23 protein-coding genes and 1 pseudogene are annotated in these 22,567 nt (G+C 67.6%); 15 read left to right on the forward strand and 9 right to left on the reverse strand.

Going from position 1 to position 22,567, the window contains the following annotated elements:
• Window positions 1–80: 80 nt before the first annotated feature.
• Window positions 81–1,919: an NAD(P)/FAD-dependent oxidoreductase gene (locus tag ACE11G_RS00860; RefSeq protein ID WP_006896875.1), complete on the forward strand. Its 1,839-nt coding sequence runs from the start codon at window positions 81–83 to the stop codon at window positions 1,917–1,919.
• Window positions 1,920–1,947: 28 nt separating this feature from the next.
• Here ACE11G_RS00860 and ACE11G_RS00865 read toward each other — a convergent pair.
• Together ACE11G_RS00865 and ACE11G_RS00870 are read right to left on the reverse strand one after the other, a co-directional pair.
• Window positions 1,948–3,261 (reverse strand): annotated as a pseudogene (locus tag ACE11G_RS00865) (DUF222 domain-containing protein); the annotation flags it as partial.
• A 114-nt stretch (window positions 3,262–3,375) separates the two neighbouring features.
• Window positions 3,376–3,990 (reverse strand): TetR family transcriptional regulator, encoded by a 615-nt coding sequence (locus tag ACE11G_RS00870; RefSeq protein WP_006896873.1) that lies wholly within the window; start codon window positions 3,988–3,990, stop codon window positions 3,376–3,378.
• A gap of 231 nt (window positions 3,991–4,221) precedes the next feature.
• On the opposite strand from ACE11G_RS00870, the gene ACE11G_RS00875 reads away from it, so the two are divergent.
• The 11 genes from ACE11G_RS00875 to ACE11G_RS00925 are packed head-to-tail and all read left to right on the forward strand — an operon-like array spanning window position 4,222 to window position 15,633.
• The gene (locus tag ACE11G_RS00875; RefSeq protein ID WP_006896872.1) at window positions 4,222–5,997 is read left to right on the forward strand and encodes a GMC oxidoreductase; all 1,776 of its coding nucleotides are present in this window, start codon (window positions 4,222–4,224) and stop codon (window positions 5,995–5,997) included.
• Window positions 5,994–6,767, forward strand: coding sequence for an ABC transporter permease (locus tag ACE11G_RS00880; RefSeq protein WP_006896871.1), 774 nt, complete (start codon window positions 5,994–5,996; stop codon window positions 6,765–6,767). The genes ACE11G_RS00875 and ACE11G_RS00880 overlap by 4 nt, the downstream gene beginning before the upstream one ends.
• A 33-nt stretch (window positions 6,768–6,800) precedes the next feature.
• A complete protein-coding gene (locus tag ACE11G_RS00885; protein WP_006896870.1) occupies window positions 6,801–7,664 on the forward strand; it encodes an ABC transporter permease in 864 nt (287 codons plus the stop codon).
• A complete protein-coding gene (locus ACE11G_RS00890) occupies window positions 7,661–8,827 on the forward strand; it encodes an MCE family protein (protein WP_006896869.1) in 1,167 nt (388 codons plus the stop codon). Before ACE11G_RS00885 ends, ACE11G_RS00890 begins: the two co-directional genes overlap by 4 nt.
• Complete coding sequence (locus ACE11G_RS00895) at window positions 8,824–9,861, forward strand: MCE family protein (protein ID WP_006896868.1); 1,038 nt, start codon at window positions 8,824–8,826, stop codon at window positions 9,859–9,861. The genes ACE11G_RS00890 and ACE11G_RS00895 overlap by 4 nt, the downstream gene beginning before the upstream one ends.
• Entirely contained in the window at window positions 9,861–10,850 is a 990-nt protein-coding gene (locus ACE11G_RS00900) for an MCE family protein (protein ID WP_039867628.1), read from the forward strand. The genes ACE11G_RS00895 and ACE11G_RS00900 overlap by 1 nt, the downstream gene beginning before the upstream one ends.
• The gene (locus ACE11G_RS00905) at window positions 10,847–11,968 is read left to right on the forward strand and encodes an MCE family protein (RefSeq protein WP_006896866.1); all 1,122 of its coding nucleotides are present in this window, start codon (window positions 10,847–10,849) and stop codon (window positions 11,966–11,968) included. The genes ACE11G_RS00900 and ACE11G_RS00905 overlap by 4 nt, the downstream gene beginning before the upstream one ends.
• Window positions 11,968–13,068, forward strand: a complete 1,101-nt coding sequence (locus ACE11G_RS00910) for an MCE family protein (RefSeq protein ID WP_006896865.1) — start codon at window positions 11,968–11,970, stop codon at window positions 13,066–13,068. The genes ACE11G_RS00905 and ACE11G_RS00910 overlap by 1 nt, the downstream gene beginning before the upstream one ends.
• Window positions 13,065–14,477: an MlaD family protein gene (locus ACE11G_RS00915; RefSeq protein ID WP_006896864.1), complete on the forward strand. Its 1,413-nt coding sequence runs from the start codon at window positions 13,065–13,067 to the stop codon at window positions 14,475–14,477. The genes ACE11G_RS00910 and ACE11G_RS00915 overlap by 4 nt, the downstream gene beginning before the upstream one ends.
• Window positions 14,450–15,025 (forward strand): hypothetical protein, encoded by a 576-nt coding sequence (locus ACE11G_RS00920; RefSeq protein ID WP_039867627.1) that lies wholly within the window; start codon window positions 14,450–14,452, stop codon window positions 15,023–15,025. The genes ACE11G_RS00915 and ACE11G_RS00920 overlap by 28 nt, the downstream gene beginning before the upstream one ends.
• The gene (locus ACE11G_RS00925; protein ID WP_006896862.1) at window positions 15,022–15,633 is read left to right on the forward strand and encodes a hypothetical protein; all 612 of its coding nucleotides are present in this window, start codon (window positions 15,022–15,024) and stop codon (window positions 15,631–15,633) included. Before ACE11G_RS00920 ends, ACE11G_RS00925 begins: the two co-directional genes overlap by 4 nt.
• A 28-nt stretch (window positions 15,634–15,661) precedes the next feature.
• Here ACE11G_RS00925 and ACE11G_RS00930 read toward each other — a convergent pair whose 3' ends face one another.
• Window positions 15,662–16,276, reverse strand: coding sequence for a CHAP domain-containing protein (locus ACE11G_RS00930; protein WP_006896861.1), 615 nt, complete (start codon window positions 16,274–16,276; stop codon window positions 15,662–15,664).
• Between the two features lie 126 nt (window positions 16,277–16,402).
• Here ACE11G_RS00930 and ACE11G_RS00935 point away from each other — a divergent pair, with 126 nt between their 5' ends.
• Window positions 16,403–16,633 carry a hypothetical protein gene (locus ACE11G_RS00935; protein WP_006896860.1) on the forward strand — a complete coding sequence of 77 codons (231 nt, stop codon included), beginning with the start codon at window positions 16,403–16,405 and terminating at the stop codon, window positions 16,631–16,633.
• A gap of 146 nt (window positions 16,634–16,779) precedes the next feature.
• On the opposite strand, the gene dps is transcribed toward ACE11G_RS00935, so the two are convergent.
• The 3 genes from dps to ACE11G_RS00950 form a co-directional block, all read right to left on the reverse strand.
• The gene (gene dps / locus ACE11G_RS00940; RefSeq protein ID WP_006896859.1) at window positions 16,780–17,334 is read right to left on the reverse strand and encodes a DNA starvation/stationary phase protection protein Dps; all 555 of its coding nucleotides are present in this window, start codon (window positions 17,332–17,334) and stop codon (window positions 16,780–16,782) included.
• 55 nt (window positions 17,335–17,389) lie between these two features.
• On the reverse strand, window positions 17,390–17,719 hold the full coding sequence (locus tag ACE11G_RS00945; protein WP_006896858.1) for a hypothetical protein: 330 nt from the start codon (window positions 17,717–17,719) through the stop codon (window positions 17,390–17,392).
• Between the two features lie 63 nt (window positions 17,720–17,782).
• The gene (locus ACE11G_RS00950; protein WP_006896857.1) at window positions 17,783–18,370 is read right to left on the reverse strand and encodes a type 1 glutamine amidotransferase domain-containing protein; all 588 of its coding nucleotides are present in this window, start codon (window positions 18,368–18,370) and stop codon (window positions 17,783–17,785) included.
• 136 nt (window positions 18,371–18,506) lie between these two features.
• Here ACE11G_RS00950 and ACE11G_RS00955 point away from each other — a divergent pair, with 136 nt between their 5' ends.
• Window positions 18,507–18,929 carry a nitroreductase family deazaflavin-dependent oxidoreductase gene (locus tag ACE11G_RS00955; protein WP_006896856.1) on the forward strand — a complete coding sequence of 141 codons (423 nt, stop codon included), beginning with the start codon at window positions 18,507–18,509 and terminating at the stop codon, window positions 18,927–18,929.
• Between the two features lie 7 nt (window positions 18,930–18,936).
• Here ACE11G_RS00955 and ACE11G_RS00960 read toward each other — a convergent pair whose 3' ends face one another.
• Together ACE11G_RS00960 and ACE11G_RS00965 are read right to left on the reverse strand one after the other, a co-directional pair.
• Window positions 18,937–19,251, reverse strand: coding sequence for an AzlD domain-containing protein (locus tag ACE11G_RS00960; RefSeq protein ID WP_006896855.1), 315 nt, complete (start codon window positions 19,249–19,251; stop codon window positions 18,937–18,939).
• Entirely contained in the window at window positions 19,248–19,961 is a 714-nt protein-coding gene (locus tag ACE11G_RS00965) for an AzlC family ABC transporter permease (RefSeq protein ID WP_039867626.1), read from the reverse strand. Before ACE11G_RS00965 ends, ACE11G_RS00960 begins: the two co-directional genes overlap by 4 nt.
• Window positions 19,962–19,979: 18 nt before the next feature.
• Here ACE11G_RS00965 and ACE11G_RS00970 point away from each other — a divergent pair, with 18 nt between their 5' ends.
• The gene (locus ACE11G_RS00970) at window positions 19,980–20,561 is read left to right on the forward strand and encodes a helix-turn-helix domain-containing protein (protein WP_375003353.1); all 582 of its coding nucleotides are present in this window, start codon (window positions 19,980–19,982) and stop codon (window positions 20,559–20,561) included.
• A gap of 6 nt (window positions 20,562–20,567) precedes the next feature.
• Here the strand turns inward: ACE11G_RS00970 and ligD are convergent, their stop codons facing one another.
• Window positions 20,568–22,532, reverse strand: coding sequence for a non-homologous end-joining DNA ligase (ligD, locus tag ACE11G_RS00975; RefSeq protein WP_375003355.1), 1,965 nt, complete (start codon window positions 22,530–22,532; stop codon window positions 20,568–20,570).
• Window positions 22,533–22,567: the final 35 nt, after the last annotated feature.

Consider the following 22,567-nt stretch of genomic DNA (forward strand, 5'->3'; position numbering starts at 1 on the left):
CTGCAACGCTTGTCGGCCCCAACGGGAAGGAGTGTGCTGTGCATCACAACTTGGAATGACCGCAGTGAGAGGACACAGTCATGACGCAGACCATGGATCGGCCGGTGGACACCGGGCGGCGCACCCCGTCCGAACGCATCGACGCCTGGCTCGAGAAGTTCGATAGAGCCCTGGCCTCGGGGGATCCGGAGCAGGTCGCCTCGTTGTTCGTGACGGACTCGTTCTGGCGTGATCTGGTGGCGTTCACCTGGAACCTGAAGACGGTCGAAGGACACGACGAGATCGTCGCGATGCTCGCCGCGCGTCAAACGGATGCAGCGGCCGGCGGCTTCGCGCGCACGGACGAGGCGAATGAGGCCGACGGGGTTGTCGAGGCGTTCATCGAGTTCGAGACCCGGGTGGGTCGCGGTGACGGTCACTTGCGCATCAAGCAGGACGACGACGGCGTCGACCGAGCGTGGACCCTGCTCACCACCCTGCAGGAGTTGAAGGGCTTCGAAGAGCCCAGCGGCGTGCGCCGGCCGAGGGGCGCGGTGCACGGCAGTGACCCGGACCGCCGGTCGTGGGCGGAGAAGAAGGAGGACGAGGAGGCCGAACTCGGCCGAGCCGTCCAGCCCTATGTCCTCGTGATCGGCGGCGGTCAGGGCGGAATCGCGCTCGGTGCGAGGTTGCGGCAGCTCGGCGTTCCGTCGATCGTCGTCGACAAGCACGATCGGCCCGGCGACCAGTGGCGTGGCCGGTACAAGACGCTGTGCCTGCACGATCCGGTCTGGTACGACCACCTGCCGTATCTGCCGTTCCCGCCCAACTGGCCGGTGTTCGCGCCCAAGGACAAGATCGGCGACTGGCTGGAGTTCTACACCAAGGTGATGGAGGTGCCGTACTGGAGCAGGACCGAGTGCACATCCGCCGCCTACGACGAGGCGGCCGGACGCTGGACCGTCGAACTCGTCCGCGACGGTGAGCCGATGACACTGCACCCGACGCAGTTGGTGCTCGCGACCGGAATGTCGGGCAAGCCCAACGTCCCCGAGTTCCCGGGACAGGACGTGTTCGCCGGCGAGCAGCACCACTCCAGCAGACATCCGGGACCCGATGAGTATGTGGGCAAGAAGGTGGTGGTGATCGGCGCGAACAATTCCGCCCACGACATCTGCAAGGCGCTCGTGGAAGCGGGAGTCGACACCACGATGGTCCAGCGGTCGTCGACGCACATCGTGAAATCGGACTCGTTGATGGAGATCGGTCTCGGGGCGCTCTACAGCGAGCAGGCAGTGGCCGACGGGATGACGACCAAGAAGGCCGATATGACCTTCGCATCGTTGCCGTACCGGATCATGCATCAGTTCCAGATCCCGTTGTACGACCAGATCCGGGAGCGTGACAAGGACTTCTATGCGCGGCTTGAGGCCGCGGGATTCGACCTGGACTTCGGCGACGACGGCTCGGGTCTGTTCATGAAGTACCTGCGCCGCGGTTCGGGTTACTACATCGACGTCGGGGCGTGCGAGCTGGTGGCCGACGGGACCATCAAACTCGCCAAGGGCGGAGTGCAGGGTCTCACGGAGAACTCGGTGATTCTGGAGGATGGGACCGAACTTCCGGCCGACGTCGTGGTCTACGCCACCGGATACGGTTCGATGAACGGCTGGGCGGCGGATCTGATGGGCCAGGAAGTGGCCGATCGCGTCGGCAAGGTGTGGGGTCTGGGCTCGGACACCACCAAGGACCCCGGCCCTTGGGAGGGCGAGCAGCGGAACATGTGGAAGCCGACGCAGCAGCCGGGACTCTGGTTCCACGGAGGCAACCTGCATCAGTCGCGCCACTACTCGTTGTATCTGGCGCTGCAGTTGAAGGCACGGTTCGAGGGGCTGGACACACCGGTGTACGGACTGCAGGAAGTGCATCACCTGAGTTGAGCGGAACGACGGCGCCGGCGGCTCCGGGTCAGGCCGCACGATGCGGCGGGGCGCGGCGACCGGGTGCTGCCCGTGATGCGGGCGGTGGGTGCAGGTGGTGTGCCTGTCCGGCGTGGTGGGTGGGGTTCAGGCGCCACGGCTCGCTGCCTGTGGCCGGTCGCCAGGCCATGCGTCCGGTGTCGGGTCCGTCGGTGAGGACGGTGGTCTCCCACTGTCCGCGGCTGGTGCCGACGGCCCGATTGTGGCGTCCGCACGCGGCACCGAGAGCATCGATGTCGGTACGACCACCCGCGGTGATCCAGTCCGGCGAATGATGAGCCTGAGTCTGCGCGAACGGGCGGTCGCAACCCGGCGCCGTGCAGCCCCGATCACGCGCGAACAGGGCCAGTCGTTGCGCCTTGGCGGCGAAGCGTGCTCCGCGGCCTTGGTAGAGCACCTCGCTGGTGTGATTCCGGAACACGGCCAGGTGCGGCACCGCGTCGGCGGCGAGGCTCACGAGTTCACCGATCGGAACGCGGGTACCGGTCGCGGTCAGGGAGATCCCGGCGTGTGCGGCGAGTTCTTGATCGGTGACGGTGATGACCAACTCCGCCGGAATCCGGTCCGGCCGACCTAACCCCACGTGACCGAGTACCCAGTCGCACAACGCCAGCAATGCATCGTGGGTGCGCTGTGCGGCGCTGCGCAGGTCCCGGCTTCGTGCGCCAGCCAGAGCATCAGCGTCGATGTGGTTGCTGTCGATGGCTCCGGTGGGTGACTCCGGATCGGCGGGATTGTTCATCCCGGGCGCCGCCCACGCGGTCAAGATCACTTCGAACTTGGCCCGCAACTCCGGAGTCATCGCACCGCGAACCCGGCTCATCAACTGCCGATCCTGCGGAAGGATCGTCAACCCGCGCTGGCGTTGCCGGTCGACGTGATCGGACTCCTGCCCGTCCGGATCCAAATGCGCCAGCAGCCGGTCACCGACCTTCCCCAGATCATCCGGGTTCAACCCACTGGCGGCCGCGGCCAACTCCGCCTCAGCCCGCGCTTTGACCTCCGGCGAGATACAGCCCGGCACCTTCGCCAGCACCGCCGAGATCACCAGGGCATGCTCGGCACCGATGCAACCATCGGCGACCGCCGCGGCGGTCGCGGGTTTGCGTGGCGGCAGCGTTTCACCCTGAAAGTTCGAGAGGCTGCCGATGTTCTCGGTCAGGCGCACCCGACGTCCGGCTTCCCGCGTCCCCAACCGCAGGCCCTGCGACAGATACTGGTGCGGATTCAAGTAACCGGCGGTGCGATGCGCATTGCGGTCGGAGACCTCGACCAGCAGTCCGGTGGAGATGCCGTCCCAGCGTCGGCCAACAGTTCGGCGGGGGAATCCGGCAGCGTCAGCGAGTGGTCCATCACTGCCACCTCCCCCGAGTGTTTCAGCTGTTCACACCTTGTTTTGTTGATTGTCTGAAAGGTATCAGGCGCCTCTGACATCGAAGGTGGACATCAGACCGCAGACGGTGGAGCGGATCTGATCGACGGCGGCGCCGTGGTCGCCGCGGGGCTGCAGCAGGTGGCTCACGGTGAGACGAACGTACACCTCGACGAGTGTCGCCCGATCCTCGTCGCGCAGTCCGGGAGCCACTGCCCGCGACTGCTCCGCCACCGCTTCCATCGCTCGCCCCAGCACCGTCTCGGAGTCGACCGCTACCAACGACAGGAGTTCGTTCTCGCGAGCGCGGGAACCCTCGCTGACTACGGACAGCAGCAGGCGATTCTGTTCGCCGGTCGTGAGTGTCGCGGCTGCGGCGGCCGCGAGCCCCTCCACCAGGTCCGGGGCGTGCGCCGAGATCGCATCGGTGACGCCGGTGAGGAACCGATCGGCTTCGCGGGCGACCAGTGCCGCCGCGAGGTCCCGGCGAGTGCCCATCTCGTTGTAGAGGCCGGCCCGGCTGATCCCGACCTCGCGCGCCACCCGGGACATGTTGACCGAGGACCATCCCTGGTCGATCACGAGATCTCCGACGGTGTCGAGTATCCGGTTCCGAAGCAGGGTGCGGACCTCGCTGTGAAAGGTCCGACTCTCGCCCATGGCGTCAGTGTACGTGCGGACGCGCCTCCCACGATTCGGGCGAACGGCCCGATTCTCGATGACCCAATGCCGTTGACAACTATCGAACAACTGGCGATGTGATTGACATATGACGCTCGCATGTATAAACAATGTGCAGTACAAATCACAGTGTCTATGACCGATAGCGCAGATCACCTCATCCGATGAGGCCGCCAGCCCCGGCTTCGATCACCCCAGACGGAGACGCCCATGCCTGAACCGCGACAGTCCGCTCAGTCCGAACCGACCGCCGCCGTCGACCGGACCGATCACGCCAGTCGGACCGAATACGACGTGCTCGTCATCGGCTCCGGCTTCGGCGGAAGCGTGACCGCTCTGCGGCTGTCGGAGAAGGGCTACCGGGTCGGCGTGCTCGAGGCCGGACGGCGATTCGAAGACTCCGACTTCGCGAAGACGAGCTGGGATCTGCGGCGGTTCCTCTGGGCGCCGAAGCTGGGTGCATACGGCATCCAGCGGATTCACCTGCTCCGCGACTGCGTCATCCTCGCCGGTGCGGGCGTCGGCGGTGGCTCGCTGAACTACGCGAACACTCTCTACAAGCCCTCGGGCGCCTTCTTCGAAGATCCCCAGTGGGCTCACATCACCGATTGGGAGGACGAGCTCAGCCCGTACTACGACCAGGCGCGGCGGATGCTCGGCGTGGTCACCAATCCGCACATGACTCCGGCCGATGCGATCGTCAAGTCGGTGGCCGACGATATGGGCGCCGGCGACACCTTCATCCAGACACCGGTCGGCGTGTACTTCGGTGAGCCGGGCCGCACCGTGGCCGATCCCTACTTCGGAGGCGTCGGTCCGGACCGCACTGGATGCATCGAGTGCGGTGAGTGCATGACCGGGTGCCGGCACGGTGCGAAGAACACCCTTCTCAAGAACTATCTGGGGCTCGCGGAGAAGATCGGTGCGGTGGTCCATCCGCTCACCACCGTCACCGACCTTCGGCTGGCCGGGGACGGTACGTGGGAGGTGCACACCGTCCGGACCGGTGCGTGGATGCGCAAGCGCCGCCGGGTGTTCACCGCGCGCAACGTCGTCCTCGCAGCGGGCACGTGGGGCACGCAACGGCTGCTCCACGACCTGAAGGACTCCGGGCGCCTGCCCGAGTTGTCGTCGCGGCTGGGGGAACTGACCCGGACCAACTCCGAATCCATCCTCGGCGCCATTCGCTACAGCGTCGACGAATCGCTCGACCTGACGCGCGGGGTCGCGATTACCTCGTCGTTCTACCCTGCCGCGGACACTCACATCGAACCCGTCCGCTACGGAAAGGGATCGAATGCGATGGGCATGCTCCAGTCGCCGATGACCGACGGCGACCAGCGGCTGCCGCGCTGGCTGCGTTTTCTCGGCATCATGCTGCGGCACCCGATCGCCACGGCCCGGATTCTCGCGGTCAAGGGGTGGAGCGAGCGCACGATCATCGCGCTCGTGATGCAGAACCTCGACAACTCGATCACCACGTTCACCCGGCGCGGACTGTTCGGCCGGCGGCTGTCGAGCCGCCAGGGCCACGGCCGACCGAACCCGACGTGGATCCCGGCGGGTAACGAGGCCACCCGGCGCATCGCGGAGAAGATCGGCGGCGTTCCGGCCGGCACCTGGGGTGAGGTTTTCAATGTGCCGATGACCGCGCACTTCCTCGGTGGTTGCGTGATCGGCGAGAATGCGTCGACCGGGGTGATCGATCCCTATCACCGCGTGCACGGGTATCCGACGCTCAGTGTGGTCGACGGTTCGGCCGTCTCGGCCAACCTCGGCGTCAATCCCTCGCTGACGATCTCCGCGCAAGCCGAGCGCGCGGCGGCGCTGTGGCCGAACAAGGGCGAGACCGACAGCCGCCCGGCTCAGTACCTCGGCTACCGGCGGGTGGAACCGGTACAGCCGGCCGCACCGGCGGTACCGGAGTCGGCACCGGGTGCGCTGCGTCTGCCCATCACGCCCGTCGGGCGTCCGGTGAATCGATGACGACGGCTTTCGCTCCCGCAATCGGGAAGGCGCGCAACGGCGTTCAGACGGTCGGTTCCTTCTTCCTCACCTTCTGGGAGATTCTCAAGGCCCTGCCGCGCAGACCGTTCCAGTGGCGCGAACTCGTCGCCCAGGCATGGTTCATCGCCAGCGTCTCGATCGTCCCGACGATGCTGATGTCGATTCCGTTCTGCGTCATGGTGGTCTTCCAGATCAACGTGCTGCTCAACGAGATCGGCGCCATCGATCTGAGCGGAGCGGGCGCAGGCATCGCGGTCATCCGCGAGATCGGCCCGATCGTGACCGTGCTGGTCGTCGCGGGAGCGGGTGCCACCGCCATCTGCGCCGATCTCGGCTCCCGAACGATCCGGGAGGAGATCGACGCCATGCGGGTTCTCGGCATCGACCCGATCCAGCGTCTGGCCGTGCCCCGCGTCATCGCCTCCTGCGTGGTGGCGGTGTTCCTCAACGGGTTGGTCACTGCCATCGGTCTGACCGGCGGATATCTGTACGGAGTCTTTCTGCAGGGGGCGACGCCCGGTCAGTACATCACCGCCATTCCCATCCTGACCGGCACCTCGGATCTGCTCATCAGCGAACTGAAGGCGGGGATCTTCGGACTCCTCGCGGCCGTCGTCGCATGCCACCTCGGTTTCAAAGCGGGCGGCGGACCCAAGGGCGTCGGAGACGCCGTCAATCAAACGGTCGTGCTCAGCTTCGTGCTGCTGTTCCTGGCGAACGCCGTCATCACGACCCTGTCTCTGCACTAGGCGGGCACCGGTGAATCGGAGGACCACATCATCATGACGAGTGCACCAACGCGGGAACCCTCTCGCGCACGGTTCGAACGGCTGGCGCCGGGGCGGCTCCTGACGCCCGCCGACCGCTTGGGACGTCAACTGGCGTTCTACGGCGCGTCGTTGCGCGCGGTACCGCGCGCCTTCACCCACTACCGCCGGGAGACGATTCGTCTGCTGGCGGAGGTCTCGCTCGGCGCGGGCGCCCTCGCGGTGATCGGCGGCACCGTCGTCATCATCGGCTTCCTGACCGCGGCCGCGGGCTACGAGGTGGGCCAACAGGGCTCGAGTTCACTCGGACGCGTCGGTGTCGAGGCGATGTCCGGCTTCATCTCGGCCTTCTTCAACACCCGCGAAGCGATCCCGGTGATCGCCGGAGTCGCGTTGACGGCCACGGTCGGCTCGGGTTTCACCGCGCAGCTCGGGGCCATGCGGGTGAGCGAGGAGATCGACGCCCTCGAGGTCATGTCGGTCCAGTCCCTGCCGTACCTGGTCTCGACGCGAATCGCCGCCGGTCTGGTCGCGATCATTCCGCTCTACGCCATCGCACTGTTCACCGGATACGCGGCGACCAAGTTCGTCAGCGTCTTCCTCTCCGATCAGTCGCCCGGCACCTACGACCACTACTTCCAGTTGTTCCTGCAGCCCAGTGACGTGGCGATCTCGCTGCTGAAGGTCATCGTGATGGCGGTGGCGGTGATGGCCGTGCACTGCTACTACGGCTACAACGCGAGCGGCGGACCGGCCGGGGTCGGGGTGGCGGTCGGCCACGCCGTACGGACCTCGCTGATCATCATCATGGTCGTCGACTTCGTCGTCGGCATCGCGCTCTACGGCGGCGTTCACGCGACGGTGCGGGTGTCCGGATGATCGAACACTCCCGCGTCCGCCACCTGCTGTACGCCTTCACCGCGGCGGCCGTCGTCGTCGCTCTCGTCGTCCTCGCGCTGATGTCGTACCGCGGCGACTTCCAGAACACCAAGACCGTCTACCTCAATGCCCCGCGGGCCGGACTCCTGCTGCTCCCCGGATCGGACGTGAAACTCCACGGCGTGGTCGTCGGGCGAGTGTCCGAAGTCACCGTCGCCGACGAGAAGGCGCGGATCCGCATGGAGATCGACTCCGGCGTGACCGGCGAGCTGCCGACCAACGTGCTGGCCGAAATGGAGCCGACGACCCTCTTCGGGCGCAAGTACGTCGCGCTGTCGATCCCGTCCGCTCCGGCTGCCGGCAGGTTGACCGAGGGCTCGACGATCGACACGTCGAAGACTCCGGTCGAGGTCTTCGACACCTTCGACCTGCTGGTCAAGATCCTCAACCGAGTCGATCCGGCCCGAGTGAACGCGACGCTGGCCGCGGTGCAGACGGGTACCGTCGACCGCGGCGGAAAACTCGGCGCCGTCATCGATGATGTGAACCGCTACCTGGCCACGTTCAACGGATCGCTGCCGACCCTGCAGCGCGACCTCCGACTCGGCGCCGACAATCTCGAGACGTTCGCCGCGATGACACCCGACCTGATGACGACGGTGCGGAATCTGACCGTCACCTCGAAGACCGTCGTCGACGAGCAGACCGAGCTGACCGCGTTCCTGCTGAGCTTCACGCGGTTCGGGAACACCGGCGACCGGTTCCTGACCGGTGCGGGGACGCCGCTGGTGAAGGCGGCCGAAGCGCTCGCGCCGCCGACGCAGGTCCTCGGCGATTACGGCCCGATCCTCCCGTGCTTCCTCTCCGGACTCAACCTCGGGCGCAAGTACTTGGAGCGCGCCTTCGGCGGGGCCCGCGCGGGCCTGGACATCGTGGGCACGCTCATCATGGGCGATCCGCCCTACCGTCCGGGAGTCGACGCCCCGCGCACCAACGCCGGTGCCTCGGGCCCCAGTTGTTACGGGTATCCGCGCGGGCCCGGAGCAAAGGCCCCGGGACATGTGGACTTCGACGACGGCAGTCACGCCTACCGCGATGTGAAGACCCCGGAGGACGTCATCGGCAACCCGTTCGCCTCCATGATCTACGGAATGACTCGATGAACGTGACCGGGCCCGCGATCAAGCTGGGCATCTTCCTGCTCGTCAGCGCACTGATCACCGGAGTGCTGTTCGTCATCGTCGGCGACCTCCGGTTCGGTCCGACGAAGTCGTACCGGGCGGTGTTCACCTCAGCCTCCGGACTGCGCACCGGAGACGATGTGAAGCTCGCGGGAGTCGTCGTCGGCAAGGTGACCGATGTGACGGTGGTGCGCGAGGAGAGCACCGGACCGGGCCTCGGCGCCGAGATCGCCATGGACGTCGACTCCGACATCGCCGTCACCGAGGCGACCGACGTGAGCATCAAGTACAAGAACTTGATCGGCGATCGCTATGTGGAGCTGAAGACGCCGTCGACGCCCGTGGCGCCGGAGCGGCCGGAGGGGTCGGTCATCCCGGTGGCGCACACGCGACCGGCCCTGGACATGGACGCCCTGGTCAACGGCTTCAAGCCGCTGCTCACCGGCGTGGACCCGGACCAGACCAATCGCCTCTCGGCGGCCCTGGTGTCGGTCCTCAACGGCCGCACCGACGACATCGGCGAGGTCATCACCCAGCTCGGGCAACTCGGCAAGACCATCGCCGACCGCGACGCGACCATCGGTTCGGTGGTGACCGACCTCAACACCGTGCTCGGCACGGTCGACGAACGGAAGGCCGCGTTCAGCTCGATGATCGGCCAGATGCAGCGACTGGTCTCGGGGCTCGCCGCGGACCGCACGACCATCATGGACGGTCTCACGCACATCGACTCGGCGACCTCGCAGCTCGACAGCCTGCTGTCGCAGGTCCGGCCGGATCTGACCGCGGACATCGCGCACCTGCGCGGGCTGGCGGCGAACCTCAACAAGAACACCACGACGATCAACATGCTCCTGAACAAGCTGCCCGAGGCCTACCGATTGCTCGGCCGGTCCTCCGGCTACGGCAGCTTCGTCAACTTCTTCGTGTGCGGTCTGGCCATCCGGTACCCGACGCTCGACGGCGGGCACCAGGACACTCCGATGATCCAAGTCCCCGCTCAGAGGTGTAAATGATGAGACCTGACGACTCCTCCCGTGCCGTCCGGGCCGGGATCATCGGCACCGCGGCGATCCTGGTGGTCCTCGCGCTGGCCTTCAACTATCGGTCGCTGCCGTTCTGGCCGGGCACCACCACCGTCGTCGCCGAATTCGCCGACGCCAGCGGCCTCAACGTCGACGACGAGGTGCACGTGGCCGGCGTCGCCGCAGGCAGCGTCACGTCGATCTCCCTGGCGGACGACCACGTCGACGTCGGGCTCCGGCTCACACAGGGGTGGCGGGATCTCGGCTCGCAGACGCGTGCCGCGATCAAGGTGGAGACCGCGCTCGGCCGTCGCTACGTGGAACTGACGACCGGCGGGAGCGGTGAACTCGGCGACCGCATCCCGCGTTCGCGCACCACCTCGGGATTCGACCTGACCGATTCGCTGAACCAGCTCACCGAGCAGGTAGGCGACACCGACAAGAAGCAGGTGACCGATGCGGTGCAGAGCCTGAGCCAGGTGCTGAAGGGGCTCCCGGACGATCTCGGCGGTTCGCTGGAGAACGTCGCCGACGCCGCTCGGACCGTCTCGCGCCGCGACGCGGGGATCCGCACCCTGCTGCAGCACACCGATTCGCTCTCGGGCGTCCTCGCCGAGCGGAAGGGAAACCTGACCCGGCTGATCGACGACGGCGATGCGCTCTTCGCGGCACTGAACGACCGCGCCGCAGTCATCCGCCGGGTGCTCGTCAGCCTGCGCGGCGTCGCCGATGAGATCGAGCGGGTCACGGTCGAGAACCGCACTTCGACGCCGCCCATGCTCGAGGAGCTCCGGAAGGTCACCGACACGTTGAACGCGAACTACACCAACCTCGACAAGTCGATCGCCGGCATGCGTCCGTACGTCATGCAGTTCACCGACGTCCTCGGCAGCGGACCGTTCTTCGCCGTACTGCTCGAGAACATCACGCCGGCGAACCTGCGCGGACAGCAGCCGGGCAGCCCGGGAGGCGGACGATGAACGCAGTCAGAAGGCTGGGCGTCCCGGCGCTCATCGTGATCGGCATCGTCGTGACGGCGATGGTGGCTTTGACGGTGTCCGTGGTCTGGGAACGCACCCACACCGCGCGGGCCACACTGCACTTCACCGACGCCACCGGGCTGTTCCCCGGCGATCCGGTCAAGATGCGCGGCGTGGCGATCGGGACGGTCGAATCGGTGGCACCCGCGCCGAGCGATGTGACCGTCGAGGTCTCCTACGACGACTCGGTCTTCGTCTCGGCATCGGCCCGCGCGGCGATCGTCTCGCCGACCCTGGTGTCGGGACGGTACGTCCAGTTCGTCAATCCGGAACCGCTCGATCCGGAGGCCTCGCGCGGGGCCGCGCTGGCCGACGGCGCGGTCGTCGGTCTCACGCGGACCGCGGTGCCGGTCGGGTACGACGAGATCAAGAAGCAGGTGACCGATCTCGCCGCTCAGCTCGGCCCCACCGCGGACGATCAGAAGGGCACGCTCAGCCGGTTCGTGGACACCTCCGCGTCGGTCCTCGGCGACAACGGACAGTCGCTCCGGCATGCGGTCGATGCGCTCTCGGATGCGGCGAGCACCCTCGCGGCCGGCGGTCCGGACCTGTTCGGCACGGTGCGGAACCTGCAGAAGGTGGTGACCGCGCTGCGCGCCTCCGACGATCAGATCGTGTCCTTCTCGGCACAGCTCAACGACGCGTCGGCACTGCTGGACGACAATCGAACCCAGCTCGACGCCGCGGTCGGTGCGCTCAACGGCATGGTTCCGGATCTGCGCGAGTACCTGTCGGAGAACCGCGACGCGCTGAGCTCCGACGTCAAGGAGCTGACCCGGGTCTCGCGGTTGCTCGTCGACCGCGAGGACGATCTGGCCCAGATCCTCCACACGGCGCCGACTGCCCTGTCGAATCTCTACAACATCTACGACCCGGACTCGAACTCGCTGACCGCCGGGCTGGCGATCGCGGACTTCCCGGACCCCGTCTCGCTGATCTGTGCGCTGCTGACCACGGTCGACGCACCCAAGAAGGAGTGCCAGAAGGTGAACACCACACTGACTCGCGTCCTCACCTCTGAGCTCGCGCGCGCGTCGACCCAGACGGGAGGCCGGTGATGAGGCGCACCCGGATCACGGCAGTGCTGGCCGCACTCCTGGCGGTGGTGTCGACGGCACTCACCGGCTGCCGGTTCGACGGCGCGAACTCGCTGTCCCTGCCCGGTGACGCGATCACCGGCGACCCGTACCGCGTCACGGTGCACCTGGCCGATGTGCAGAACCTCGTGTCGAACTCGCTGGTGAAGTACGACAACGTGACGGTCGGACAGATCGGATCGATCTCGGTGGTCCGATCGGTCGCCGCCGTGGAGGTCGATCTGTCCGAAGGCGTCGAGATCCCTTCGAACGCCACGGTGAAGCTGGCCCAGACCTCGGTTCTCGGTGCCCAGTACCTCGAATTCGTTCGCCCGGAGCGGCCGGCCGCGGGCCACCTGCTGCCCGGCGACACGATCGACGTGAACTCGTCGTCGGCCTACCCGTCAACCGAGTCGGTGCTCGCGGCGCTGTCTCTCGTCCTCAACGGGAGCGGACTCGAACAACTCAGGTCGATCATGACCGAACTCAACACCGCTACCGACGGCCGGACGGCCACGGCGAACGAGGCGATCGGCCGACTCAAGACGCTCGTGACCCGGCTCAACGAGCAGCGTGACGACATCGGTCGGGCGATCGACGCGCTCGGTCGGCTCAGCGGTTCGCTCGCCGATCAGAACTCGACGATCGCCGCGGGAATCGACGGACTCGAGCCGGCGCTCACCGTCCTCGCCGACCAGCGGGAGAACCTCACGACGATGCTGGGCCGCGTCGGAACCTTCGGTGAGAAGGTGTCCTCGGTGCTCTCCCGGAGCCATGACGATCTGACCGCGATCGTCTCCGAACTGCGGCCCGCCCTGAACGGACTCGAGCAGTCCGGCGACGACCTGGTCGGTTCGCTGCTCGTCGGTCTGACGATTCCCTTTCCGGTCACCACGATCGACAAGGGAATGAAGGGCGACTTCCAGAATCTGTTCCTCACGCTCGACCTGTCGGTCGGCGCCATCCGGGACAAGGTGATCGGCAGCCTGCCGAAGATCGATGTGGAGAAGATGATGCTGTCCCGACAGGCGGCCGACCCGCTGCGTGCGCCGTTCGCGGCGCCGAAGGGAGGCCGGCGATGAGACTCACGCGCCTGGTCAAATGGCAGCTGATCGTGTTCGCTCTGCTCACCGTGGTGAGCGTGGTCTACGGAGCGATCACCTACATCGGCATCGGGCGGGTCACCGGTCTCGGCACCTATCGGGTGGTCGCCGAGTTCGGTGCCGCGGGCGGGGTGTACGAGAGCGGACTGGTCACCTATCGCGGCGTCACCGTGGGACGAGTCGACAGCGTCGACCTGGATCTGGCGAACCCGTCGGCTCCGGTGCGGGTCACCTTGCGCATCGACTCCGACCGCAAGGTCCCGCGCGACAGTTCCGCGCACATCAGGAGTCAGTCGGCGGTCGGCGAGCAGTACGTCGACCTCATTCCGCGCTCCGCAGACGGTCCGTCGCTCGAGGACGGCGACGTCCTGCCGGCCGCCGGCAATGTGACGCCGACCCCGACCAAGGACGTGCTGGGCCGGACGATGAATCTGGTGGCGGCGCTGTCACCGCAGAATCTGGAGACCACGATCGACGCGGTCTCCGACGGCTTCGGGCAGTCCGGGGACCGGCTGGCCCGCCTGATCGACTCGTCGCAGCAACTGCTGCGGCTCGCCCAGATCGACCTCGTGCCGACGACCACGCTGATCGGCGACGCGGATCCGCTGCTGCGCACCGGCAACAAGGTGGCCGCCGACCTGCGGTCGTCGGTGGCCGACCTGGCCTCGTTCACCGACCAGCTCGCCATGAGCGACGGCCGGATCCGGACCCTGCTCGAAGACGCCCCCGCAGCCGCCGACGAGGTGTCGACCACCCTGGGCGAACTCACGCCGACGCTGCCGACCCTGCTCGCGAACCTGCAGACGGTGGGACAGGTGCTGCGGGTCAATGTGCCGGGCCTGCGCCACATCCTGACCGTGTACCCGGCGTTCACGTCGGGAACGCTGTACTCGGTCAAGGACTTCGCGCTGGGGGAGAGCCCGCAGGCACCGCTCGACGTGAAGCTGGGCAACACGCTGAACCCGCCGCCGTGCACGGAGGGCTACGGCCGCACGCAGCGCCGCGATCCGTCGGATATGCGCGAGGTCCCGGTGGTCCCGGACCAGTACTGCGACGTCCTCGCCGCCAACCCCAAGGTGGCGCGCGGCGCCCGGAACGTGCCGTGTGCGACCGACCTCTCGGTGCGGACCGCACTCGTCGCCGACTGTCCGCGCGGGCTGCCCTCGACGTGGCCCGAGATGCTCGCGCGGCCGCATTCGGCGAGCGCAGGCGACCCGCCGAGCCCGCGCCGGCGCACGTCCGCGGCGGCGAGCAGGCCGATTCCCTACTCGGAGAAGACGGGCGGATTCCGAGGACCCGACGGGGTGACCTACTTCGTCGGCACGCCCACCAGCACAGCATCCGGAAAGGGGAACGCGACATGGCAGTCGTTGCTGATCAAGTGGTAGACGCCGACCACGAGGAGGATGACGGGCAGTCCGATGGCGGGCAGCCGGCGCCCGGGGCTCAGTCGCGGCGTTCGGCGGTGGTCGTGGTGTGGTCGCTGGTGATCGCCGCCGCGGTCGTGCTGACGATGCTGGGAGTCAAGGGCGTCGATCTGTACCACGCGAGACGGGACCAGAGCCGCGATGCCCAGGTCCTCGATGTGACACGCGAGGTGGTCGCGGGGTTGGTGAGTCTGGACTACAAGCGGTCCAAGGCCGATCTGGACCGGATCTCAGCGGTGGCGACCGGCTCGTTCCAGAAGCAGTTCGGCCAGCTGGCCACGTCCTTCGAACAGGTGCTGGCGTCCGGCGAGGTCCGCTCCACGGGCGCGGTGAAGGAGGCCGGGATCGTCGAAGCCGACGACGACTCGGCGAAGGTCCTGGCGGCGGTCAGCTCGGTGGTGAAGAACACCGAGGCGCCCGACGGGCAGCAACGCGTCTACCGGATGCTGGTGGACCTCGAACGGCAGGGCGACGACTGGAAAGTCGGGAATGTGGAGTTCGTGTCATGACGACGACTGAAGCGGCGACCGAAGCGGCGACCGAGCCGGCCGGTCGGGAACCGGACGTCGCCGAGACGGGTACGCGCCGACGACTGCTGCACCGCGTGCTGTTGTGGCCCGCGGGCCTGACGGTGCGCATGCGCCGGATCGTCGTCGGCGTCCTGGCCGCGGTGACGATCGCCGGCACCGGGACGCTCGGCTACGTGTGGTGGGCCGCGGCGAGTGCCGACGCCGACGTCGCGGCCGGCCAGTCGGCGCTCGCGTCGGCCCGTCGCGACGTCCCGCAACTGCTCAGCTACGACTACCGCACGATCGATCAGGCGTTTCCCGAGGCGGCCAAGACCCTGCTGACCGGCAAGTTCCTCACCGAGTACACCGAGTTGGGCGCCTCGGTCATCCAGCCGGCGGCCAAACGCGATGACATCGTCACCAAGGCCGAGGTCGTCGAAGCATCGGTGGTGTCCGCGAAGGCCGATGCGGTGACCGTCCTGCTCTTCGTCAATCAGACCACCACCAGCAAGGGGATGGAGGGTCCGCGCCTGGACGGCAGCCGCGTCCGGGTGGACCTGACGAAGGACGGCGACTCCTGGAAGATCTCCGAGTTCGTCCCGGTCTGATCGTCGAGGCGCGTGGTCGATGACACCGTCACTCGGCCGCGCGCTTCGACGGCAGGACGCCGTAGCCGACCAGTCCGACGTATCCGCCGATCCGGAATCGGTTCACCTTCACGTGTCCGCCCCACTCATTGCCTCCGACGGTGGTGACCTCCCCGTCGGAGTAGTCGAGCACGATGTTGGTGTGCTGACGGAAGAAGCTCTTCGTGGAGTAGAGCATCACGTCGCCCAGAACGGGACGGTAACCCGAGTCTGCGGCGCGGAAACGTCCCTGCGACTGGAAGTACTCGGTCAGGGTGTACACCCCCGGGATCCGCCAGTGCCCGGAGAACGGATTCTCGAAGGGCACGCCCGACTCGCGCATCACCCAGCTGACGAAGTCGGCGCACCACTCCTCGTCGACCCCTTCGGAGTACTTGGTGCCCGGCGGCTGGGCGTCGAACTCCGCGCGGGTGACGGTGACGATGCGCTTCTGCGTGGGGCCGAGAGCAGTGGTGTCCAGGTCCGGATAGGCGCGGTCGCGGTTGTTCCACCAGGTCCGGACGAAACCCACTGCGCCTTCGTGGACGGCCACGGCGGTCGCGCCGCCCAGGAGCACGACGACGACTGCGAGCCAGATTGTGAGCCTTCGGCGGCGGGGTGACATTCGGCCAGCGTATCCGCCGCCCGGGCCCATGTTTCGGGGCCTCGGCGATCGGGAACCCGATCGATGTCCGGAACGGAGTTCGCTTCCGGACGGACGAATACCGACTATGTGAAGGGAGGACGCGGCATGTCTGCAAGCACCGAGTCCGGGGAAGTGACCGGAACACGCGACAAGACGTACAACTTGATCTGGTACGTGGAGAAGTGCCTGTCGAACGCGCTTCGGATGGACACTTTCATCGCCGACGCCGAGCGCGACGGCGACCACGAGACGGTGGAGTTGTTCACGAAGGCGCAGAGCGACAGCCTCAAGGGCGCAGAGATGGGCAAGAAGTTGCTGCGCGCGAGGCTCGTCTGAGGTCACTGGACGCGTTTCGCCAGATCGCAGTCCGGCTTCCGGAACCAGCGAGATGAACCAGCGAAATCGGCGGCGCTGCCCGAGCAGCGCCGCCGATTCATGTGCCTCTGTCTCGTTTCTACCGAGCTGCTGAGCGAGCGACCTCCTCAGCGAGCTGCGTCGGCGGCGCCGAGTTCGGTATGCGACCCCGCGTGTGCCAGTTCGCCGGAACGGTCTTCCAGATGGGCGCGCAGGAACCACTGGAACTGCTCGAGTTCGCGCGTCTGGCCGATGAGGACGTCCTCGGTGATCGGATCGATCATCCCCGCCTCGGCGATGGCGTCGCGATGGGACTTGACGACCCCGGTGTAGACGAGGTCGAGGGCCGCGAGATGCGCCTGGACGGTGTCGCGGCCGAGATCGTAATCGTCCCAGTCGCGATTCTTCGTGATACCCGCCGATGTCCCGCTCGGCGAGCCGCCCAGCGTCGCGATGCGTTCAGCGAGCACGTCGGCGAATCCGCGGACCGTGGCGGTCTGCGGGTCGAGCATCTCGTGGACTCCGATGAAGTTGGGGCCCACCACGTTCCAGTGAACATGCTTGAGCGTGAGATGCAGATCGATCAGGGAACTGAGCCGGTGCTGCAGGATCGAGATCAGTGCATCGGACTCGGTGTGCGAGAGACCGCCGATCTCCGGCTGATGGGTGTTGATGAGTGACATGGTGCCTCCTCGTCTGTCGGGTCGGCCGTCGCACGGGCGGGTGATCGCTCGGCGATCATGCCCTCCTGCGGCGGCCGCGTGGATGATGCAGGTGCTCGTACTCGTCGGCCTCCTCGGCCGTCGTCTCCGGGATGAGCGGGTCGTGCTGGGGACGGTCGAGCGCGCGATGGGACCGCAACCTCACCCGCGACCAACCGAGGCATCCGACCGCGGCCACAGCGCAGACCACCGTCGCCACGATCCACGGTGCGAGCGCGTCGTCGGCCGCCGCGGTGGTCAAGGTCACGGCGATCAGCACCAGGGCGATCAGGAGCAGCCCGTAGCCGATCAGCCCGAGCGCCTTCAGTGGACGAACGGTCGCGGCGCTCAGATGGTCTCCGGTCATGGGCGGGCCTCCTCCCGGCGTGGATTCGCTGCGTCTCATGTGAACCTCCTTGAACGAAAGGCATCAGGGCCGGCCCGTGGCCGCGACCGAGAACCGGTGCAGCAGAGCCTCGTCGAAGGCGGGCAGATCGTCCGGCGCCCGGCTGGTGATCAACGGACCCGGGCCCGAGTCGCACACCACCACCGGCCCGTCCTCCCACGTGGCGCCCGCGTTGCGCACGTCGGTTCGGAGGCTGGGCCAGGCGGTGAGCCGGCGACCCCCGATCAGACCCGTCTCGATGAGCAGCCACGGCGCGTGGCAGATCGCGGCGACGGGGCGGCCCGACTCCAGGAACCGCGCCGCGAACTCGACAGCGCCGGGAACGGTCCGCAGATAATCCGGATTCGCGACACCGCCGGGAAGCACCAGCGCATCGAAATCCGTGGAGTCGAGATTCTCGACCACCTCGTCGACCGGGTATGAGGCGGCGCGGTCCAGGTGGCGGAAAGTCTGTACCGTTCCGCCGACGGTCGACACGAGAGTCGGAGTGCCACCGGCCTCGCGCACGGCCTGCCACGGGTCGGTGAGTTCGCGCTCCTCGGCGCCCTCCGGCGCGACCAGGAACGCGACGGCCCGTCCGCTCAGGTCGGGGTCGTGATGGTGCACTGTCATGGCGAACTCCCTCCAGCTGTGCTGCGGCGGACATGCAGTGCCGGGATACCCCGTCCATGCGGCTCTCAAACGTCGAGTCGGTCGAACCTGCCGATGTCGACGCCCTGCCGCGGGCGATCGCCCTACCATCGGGACCATGAGTGATTCCCCCGAACTGAGCCCCACCGACTGGGTGCGCGATCAGACCGAGAAGATCCTGGCCGCGGGCACGACCGACGTCGCGGACATCAACGGCATGAGAGTGGTGCTGTTCACCACGCTCGGCGCCAAGTCCGGCAAGCAGCGGTATGTCCCGCTCATGCGGGTCGAGGAGAACGGCAAGTACGCGATGGTGGCGTCCAAGGGCGGCGCGCCGTCGAACCCGTCCTGGTACTACAACGTGAAGGCACACCCCGAGGTCACCGTGCAGGACGGCACGGAGGTCTTCCACCTCACTGCGCGCGAGGTCTCCGGCGAGGAGCGCGAGCACTGGTGGAAGCTGGCGGTCGAGGCATTCCCGCCGTACGGCGAGTACCAGCAGAACACCGACCGTCAGATTCCGGTTTTCGTCCTGGAGTGACCCGCCGTCACAGCACCAGTCGCAGTGCCGCGGTGGTCGCTGCCGCGACGACGATCACGACGGCCAGCGGCGCGCGCAGCAGGGCCGCCACCGCACCGGCTGCGACTCCGATCGGACGGGCGGGATCGCTCAATTCGGTGCCGGCGAACAGGGCGCCGGTGAGACCGACGGCGATCAACAGGATCATCGTCGACCGTTCCAGCAGGGTCTCCACCGCCGGTGAGACGGTGATCCGGCTGCGCAGCCGCACGCCGGCGACCCGGATCAGATAGGTCCCTCCGGCGAGGATCGCGACGCCGCAGGCGAACTCCCAGCCGGTCACGACGGCACGCTCTCCGGCTCGCGACTCCGGTCAACGCGCGGGCGGCCGGTCACCATCAGCCCGAGCGGAATTCCGAACAACGCCAGCACAATCGGCAGTCCGGCGGCCACGAAGCCCGCCGTCGCCAGCGCGATGGTCCCGCCGAACAGGGCCGCCCAACGCGTCTCCCGGTCGCGCAGTGCGGGAAGCGCCAGGGCGATGAGCAGAGCGGGGAAGGCGGCGTCCAGCCCGAGCGTCTCGGGCGAGGCGATCACCTGCCCGACCATCGCACCGGTGAGCGCGCCGAGTGGCCATGCGATGACGACCGCGGTTCCGCAGATCACGAAGGCCGACCGTGCGGCCGTCACATCGCGGTGACCGGCCGAGTAGACGGCGGTCTCGTCGTTCACCATGTGGGCTGCGGCGTATGCCGATCGGTCGTCCCGGAGGAATCGGCCGGCGGAGAGCCCGTACGAGAAATTGCGCAGGTTCACCAGCAGGCCGGCCAGTGCGCCGACCACGGGCAGCCCGCCGCCGGCCACCACCGACACGAAGACGAACTCGGACGATCCGGCGAGTACGACGCAGGCCATCAGCAGGACCTGCCACCATGCCATGCCGATCCCGTGTGCGGCGGCGCCGTACGAGACGCCGACGATCCAGAGGGAGAACGCGATGGCGATGATCTCGCGGGGCGCGCGCCGCACGAGTGTTCTCCATGATGAACGCATGTCCACTATGATGAACCTATGGAAGAGGTTCGTCAAAATGAACGTTCGTCCGCTCTGTCGAACGATGTGAGTCCGCAGAAACTCGTCGCGGCGGCACTGAAGAGAGAGCGGGCGCGGGCGGGCATCTCCTTGGCCGAACTCGCGCGCCGTGCCGGAATCGGGAAGTCGACTCTGTCACAGCTGGAGTCCGGGGAGGGAAACCCCAGCGTGGAGACGCTGTGGGCACTCAGCGTCGCACTCGGAATCCAGTTCTCGGCGTTGGTCGACGCGCCTCGTCCGACCGTCGAAGTGATCCGGCTGGGCGAGGGTGCGACGATCTCCGCCGACTACAGCGCCACCCTGCTGTCAGCGGCGCGGCACGGCACGCGCCGCGACGCCTATCTGATCCGCGCCGAGCCCGGCCGTCCCCGAGTCTCCGAACCGCACGCCAGAGGAGTCGTCGAACACGTCGTGCTCTGCTCGGGCCGGGCGTCGGTGGGGCCGACGGAGGCGCCCGTGGAACTGTCGCCCGGCGACTACGTGAACTATCCCGGCGACATCGAGCACATCTTCGACGCTCTCGAGGAGGGGACGATCGCGGTTCTGCTCAGCGAGTCCTGAGAGCGCTCACAGGTCGCCCGGCAGCTTGTCACGGCGGATTCCGCGCCAACTCGGATGGCGCAGGTGCCCCGTTGACGTCCAGTCCATGAACTGCACGTCCGCGACGATCTTCGGCAGCACCCACGTCGCGCTGCCCGCGACGGGCTTGTCGATGTCGTCGATGAACGGGCACATGCTGATCCGCAGGGGCCGGAGTTCTTCGAGCAGTGCGTCGAGTTCGGCGTCGCTGAAACCGGTGCCCACCCGGCCGAGGTAGCGCAGGCCGCGCTCGGCGGGCAGGCCGACCAGCAGTGATCCGATCTTCGACTCGGAGCCGCGACCGGGCCGATAGCCGCCGATCACCACTTCGATGTCGTTCCAGTTCTTCTGTTTGCGCCAGTCGGGGCTGCGGCGTCCGCTCGCGTAGGACGAAGCCCGCCGTTTCGCGATGACCCCTTCCCACCCCCGGTCCCGTGCGGTGCGGATCGCGGTCTCCGCCGGCCCGGGAAGCAGCGGCGGCACATCGATCAGCGGTTCGCCGTCGAAGTAGTCGAGGGACTCCAGGATCTCGCGCCGCACCTCCCACGGCTGCTCCCACACTCGGACGCCGTCCAGGTACAGGACGTCGAAGAGGTGCACCCGGAGCTCGTGCGGCTCGGCTCTGCGCCTCCGCGATGCGAGCAGCGAGAAGTCGGTGAGCCCGGCGTCGTTGATCGCGACGATCTCACCGTCGAGCACGGCGTCGACCGGTCGGCCGCCGGAGACCAGGAGGTCACCGAACACGGACAGTTCCGGGAAGTCGCCGGTGAGGTCGTTGCCCGACCTCGAGATCAACCGGACCCGGCCGCCCACCACCCTGATCACTGCCCGGAACCCGTCCCACTTGCCCTCGTACGCCCAGTCGTCGGTCAGGGACTCGATCGGGTCGTCGGTGGCGAGCATCGGGCGGAGTCCGACGAGACCGGGCAGCGGATCGTCGACCTCGCTGTCGCGGGCGGGCGCACTCTCTCGCGGAGGCGGCGCGACGCTCTCCCTCCGAGAGCGTGAGGACCGTTTCTTCCGATACTCGCCGAGATCGACGACCGCGTCGCCGGGAACGGTGGTCGTCTGGACCGGCGGGCTCGCCTCCGACAGTCCGGCGAGCAGATCGCCGTCGTTCTCGTAGCGGTCGAGGACCTCGGTGCAGAGCAGATGGGCGAGTCCGGACTCGGACAGTTCGTCCCACGACCGCGGCGCCGCGACCCACGGCCGTTCGCGTCCACGCAGCGAGTACGGCGCGAGTGTCGTCTTGGCGGCGGTGTTCTGGCTCCAGTCGATGAAGACCCGGCGCTCGCGCTCGGCTTTCGCCATGGTCGCGGTGACGGTGCGGGGGTGCGCCTGCGCCAGGGCGGTCGCGATCTGGCGGGCCACGGTGCGCGCCGATTCGGACCGCACGGGCGATGCGAGGCGCCCGTAGACGTGGATCCCCTTGGAACCGCTGGTGACCGGGAACGACTCGAGACCGGCGTCGGTCAGCATGGCGCGGATGTCGAGGGCCACGGCGGCGCAGTCGTCCAGTGTCACGCCGGGCCCGGGATCGAGGTCGAGCACGATGCGGTCGGTGCGGCGCTCCTCGTCGTCGGACAGGTCGATGCGCCACTGCGGCACGTGGAGCTCCAGCGCGGCCACCTGGGCCAGCCACACCAGATCGGCAGTCGACCGGACCACCGGGTACACCGTCCGGCGCTCGGAGTGCTCGATCGTGAAGCGGGCCACCCAGTCGGGTGCGCCTGCGGGGAGGGTCTTCTCGAAGAACGGCGCCGACTCGACTCCGCCCGGCCAGCGTTTGCGGGTCACCGGGCGCGAGGCCATGTGCGGCACCATCGCGTCAGCGATCCGGATGTAGTAGTCGACGACGTCGAACTTGCGAGTCCCGGTCTCCGGATACAACACCTTCTCGAGGTTGGTCAGCACAATCCTGCGCCCGTCCACGTCGAGATGCGATCGCGTCATAGGAGACCATTGTCCACGCGCACACCTGCCTCTCG

Source organism: Gordonia sp. PS3 (assembly GCF_041950545.1).
In the GTDB taxonomy this organism is placed as follows: domain Bacteria; phylum Actinomycetota; class Actinomycetes; order Mycobacteriales; family Mycobacteriaceae; genus Gordonia; species Gordonia sihwensis.

Coding starts and splice junctions, on each gene's coding strand:
- ACE11G_RS00860 (WP_006896875.1), top strand. CDS start 81: ATGACGCAGACCATGGATCGGCCGGTGGACACCGGGCGGCGCACCCCG.
- ACE11G_RS00870 (WP_006896873.1), bottom strand. CDS start 3,990: ATGGGCGAGAGTCGGACCTTTCACAGCGAGGTCCGCACCCTGCTTCGG.
- ACE11G_RS00875 (WP_006896872.1), top strand. CDS start 4,222: ATGCCTGAACCGCGACAGTCCGCTCAGTCCGAACCGACCGCCGCCGTC.
- ACE11G_RS00880 (WP_006896871.1), top strand. CDS start 5,994: ATGACGACGGCTTTCGCTCCCGCAATCGGGAAGGCGCGCAACGGCGTT.
- ACE11G_RS00885 (WP_006896870.1), top strand. CDS start 6,801: ATGACGAGTGCACCAACGCGGGAACCCTCTCGCGCACGGTTCGAACGG.
- ACE11G_RS00890 (WP_006896869.1), top strand. CDS start 7,661: ATGATCGAACACTCCCGCGTCCGCCACCTGCTGTACGCCTTCACCGCG.
- ACE11G_RS00895 (WP_006896868.1), top strand. CDS start 8,824: ATGAACGTGACCGGGCCCGCGATCAAGCTGGGCATCTTCCTGCTCGTC.
- ACE11G_RS00900 (WP_039867628.1), top strand. CDS start 9,861: ATGAGACCTGACGACTCCTCCCGTGCCGTCCGGGCCGGGATCATCGGC.
- ACE11G_RS00905 (WP_006896866.1), top strand. CDS start 10,847: ATGAACGCAGTCAGAAGGCTGGGCGTCCCGGCGCTCATCGTGATCGGC.
- ACE11G_RS00910 (WP_006896865.1), top strand. CDS start 11,968: ATGAGGCGCACCCGGATCACGGCAGTGCTGGCCGCACTCCTGGCGGTG.
- ACE11G_RS00915 (WP_006896864.1), top strand. CDS start 13,065: ATGAGACTCACGCGCCTGGTCAAATGGCAGCTGATCGTGTTCGCTCTG.
- ACE11G_RS00920 (WP_039867627.1), top strand. CDS start 14,450: ATGGCAGTCGTTGCTGATCAAGTGGTAGACGCCGACCACGAGGAGGAT.
- ACE11G_RS00925 (WP_006896862.1), top strand. CDS start 15,022: ATGACGACGACTGAAGCGGCGACCGAAGCGGCGACCGAGCCGGCCGGT.
- ACE11G_RS00930 (WP_006896861.1), bottom strand. CDS start 16,276: ATGTCACCCCGCCGCCGAAGGCTCACAATCTGGCTCGCAGTCGTCGTC.
- ACE11G_RS00935 (WP_006896860.1), top strand. CDS start 16,403: ATGTCTGCAAGCACCGAGTCCGGGGAAGTGACCGGAACACGCGACAAG.
- dps (WP_006896859.1), bottom strand. CDS start 17,334: ATGTCACTCATCAACACCCATCAGCCGGAGATCGGCGGTCTCTCGCAC.
- ACE11G_RS00945 (WP_006896858.1), bottom strand. CDS start 17,719: ATGACCGGAGACCATCTGAGCGCCGCGACCGTTCGTCCACTGAAGGCG.
- ACE11G_RS00950 (WP_006896857.1), bottom strand. CDS start 18,370: ATGACAGTGCACCATCACGACCCCGACCTGAGCGGACGGGCCGTCGCG.
- ACE11G_RS00955 (WP_006896856.1), top strand. CDS start 18,507: ATGAGTGATTCCCCCGAACTGAGCCCCACCGACTGGGTGCGCGATCAG.
- ACE11G_RS00965 (WP_039867626.1), bottom strand. CDS start 19,961: ATGCGTTCATCATGGAGAACACTCGTGCGGCGCGCGCCCCGCGAGATC.
- ACE11G_RS00970 (WP_375003353.1), top strand. CDS start 19,980: ATGGAAGAGGTTCGTCAAAATGAACGTTCGTCCGCTCTGTCGAACGAT.
- ligD (WP_375003355.1), bottom strand. CDS start 22,532: ATGACGCGATCGCATCTCGACGTGGACGGGCGCAGGATTGTGCTGACC.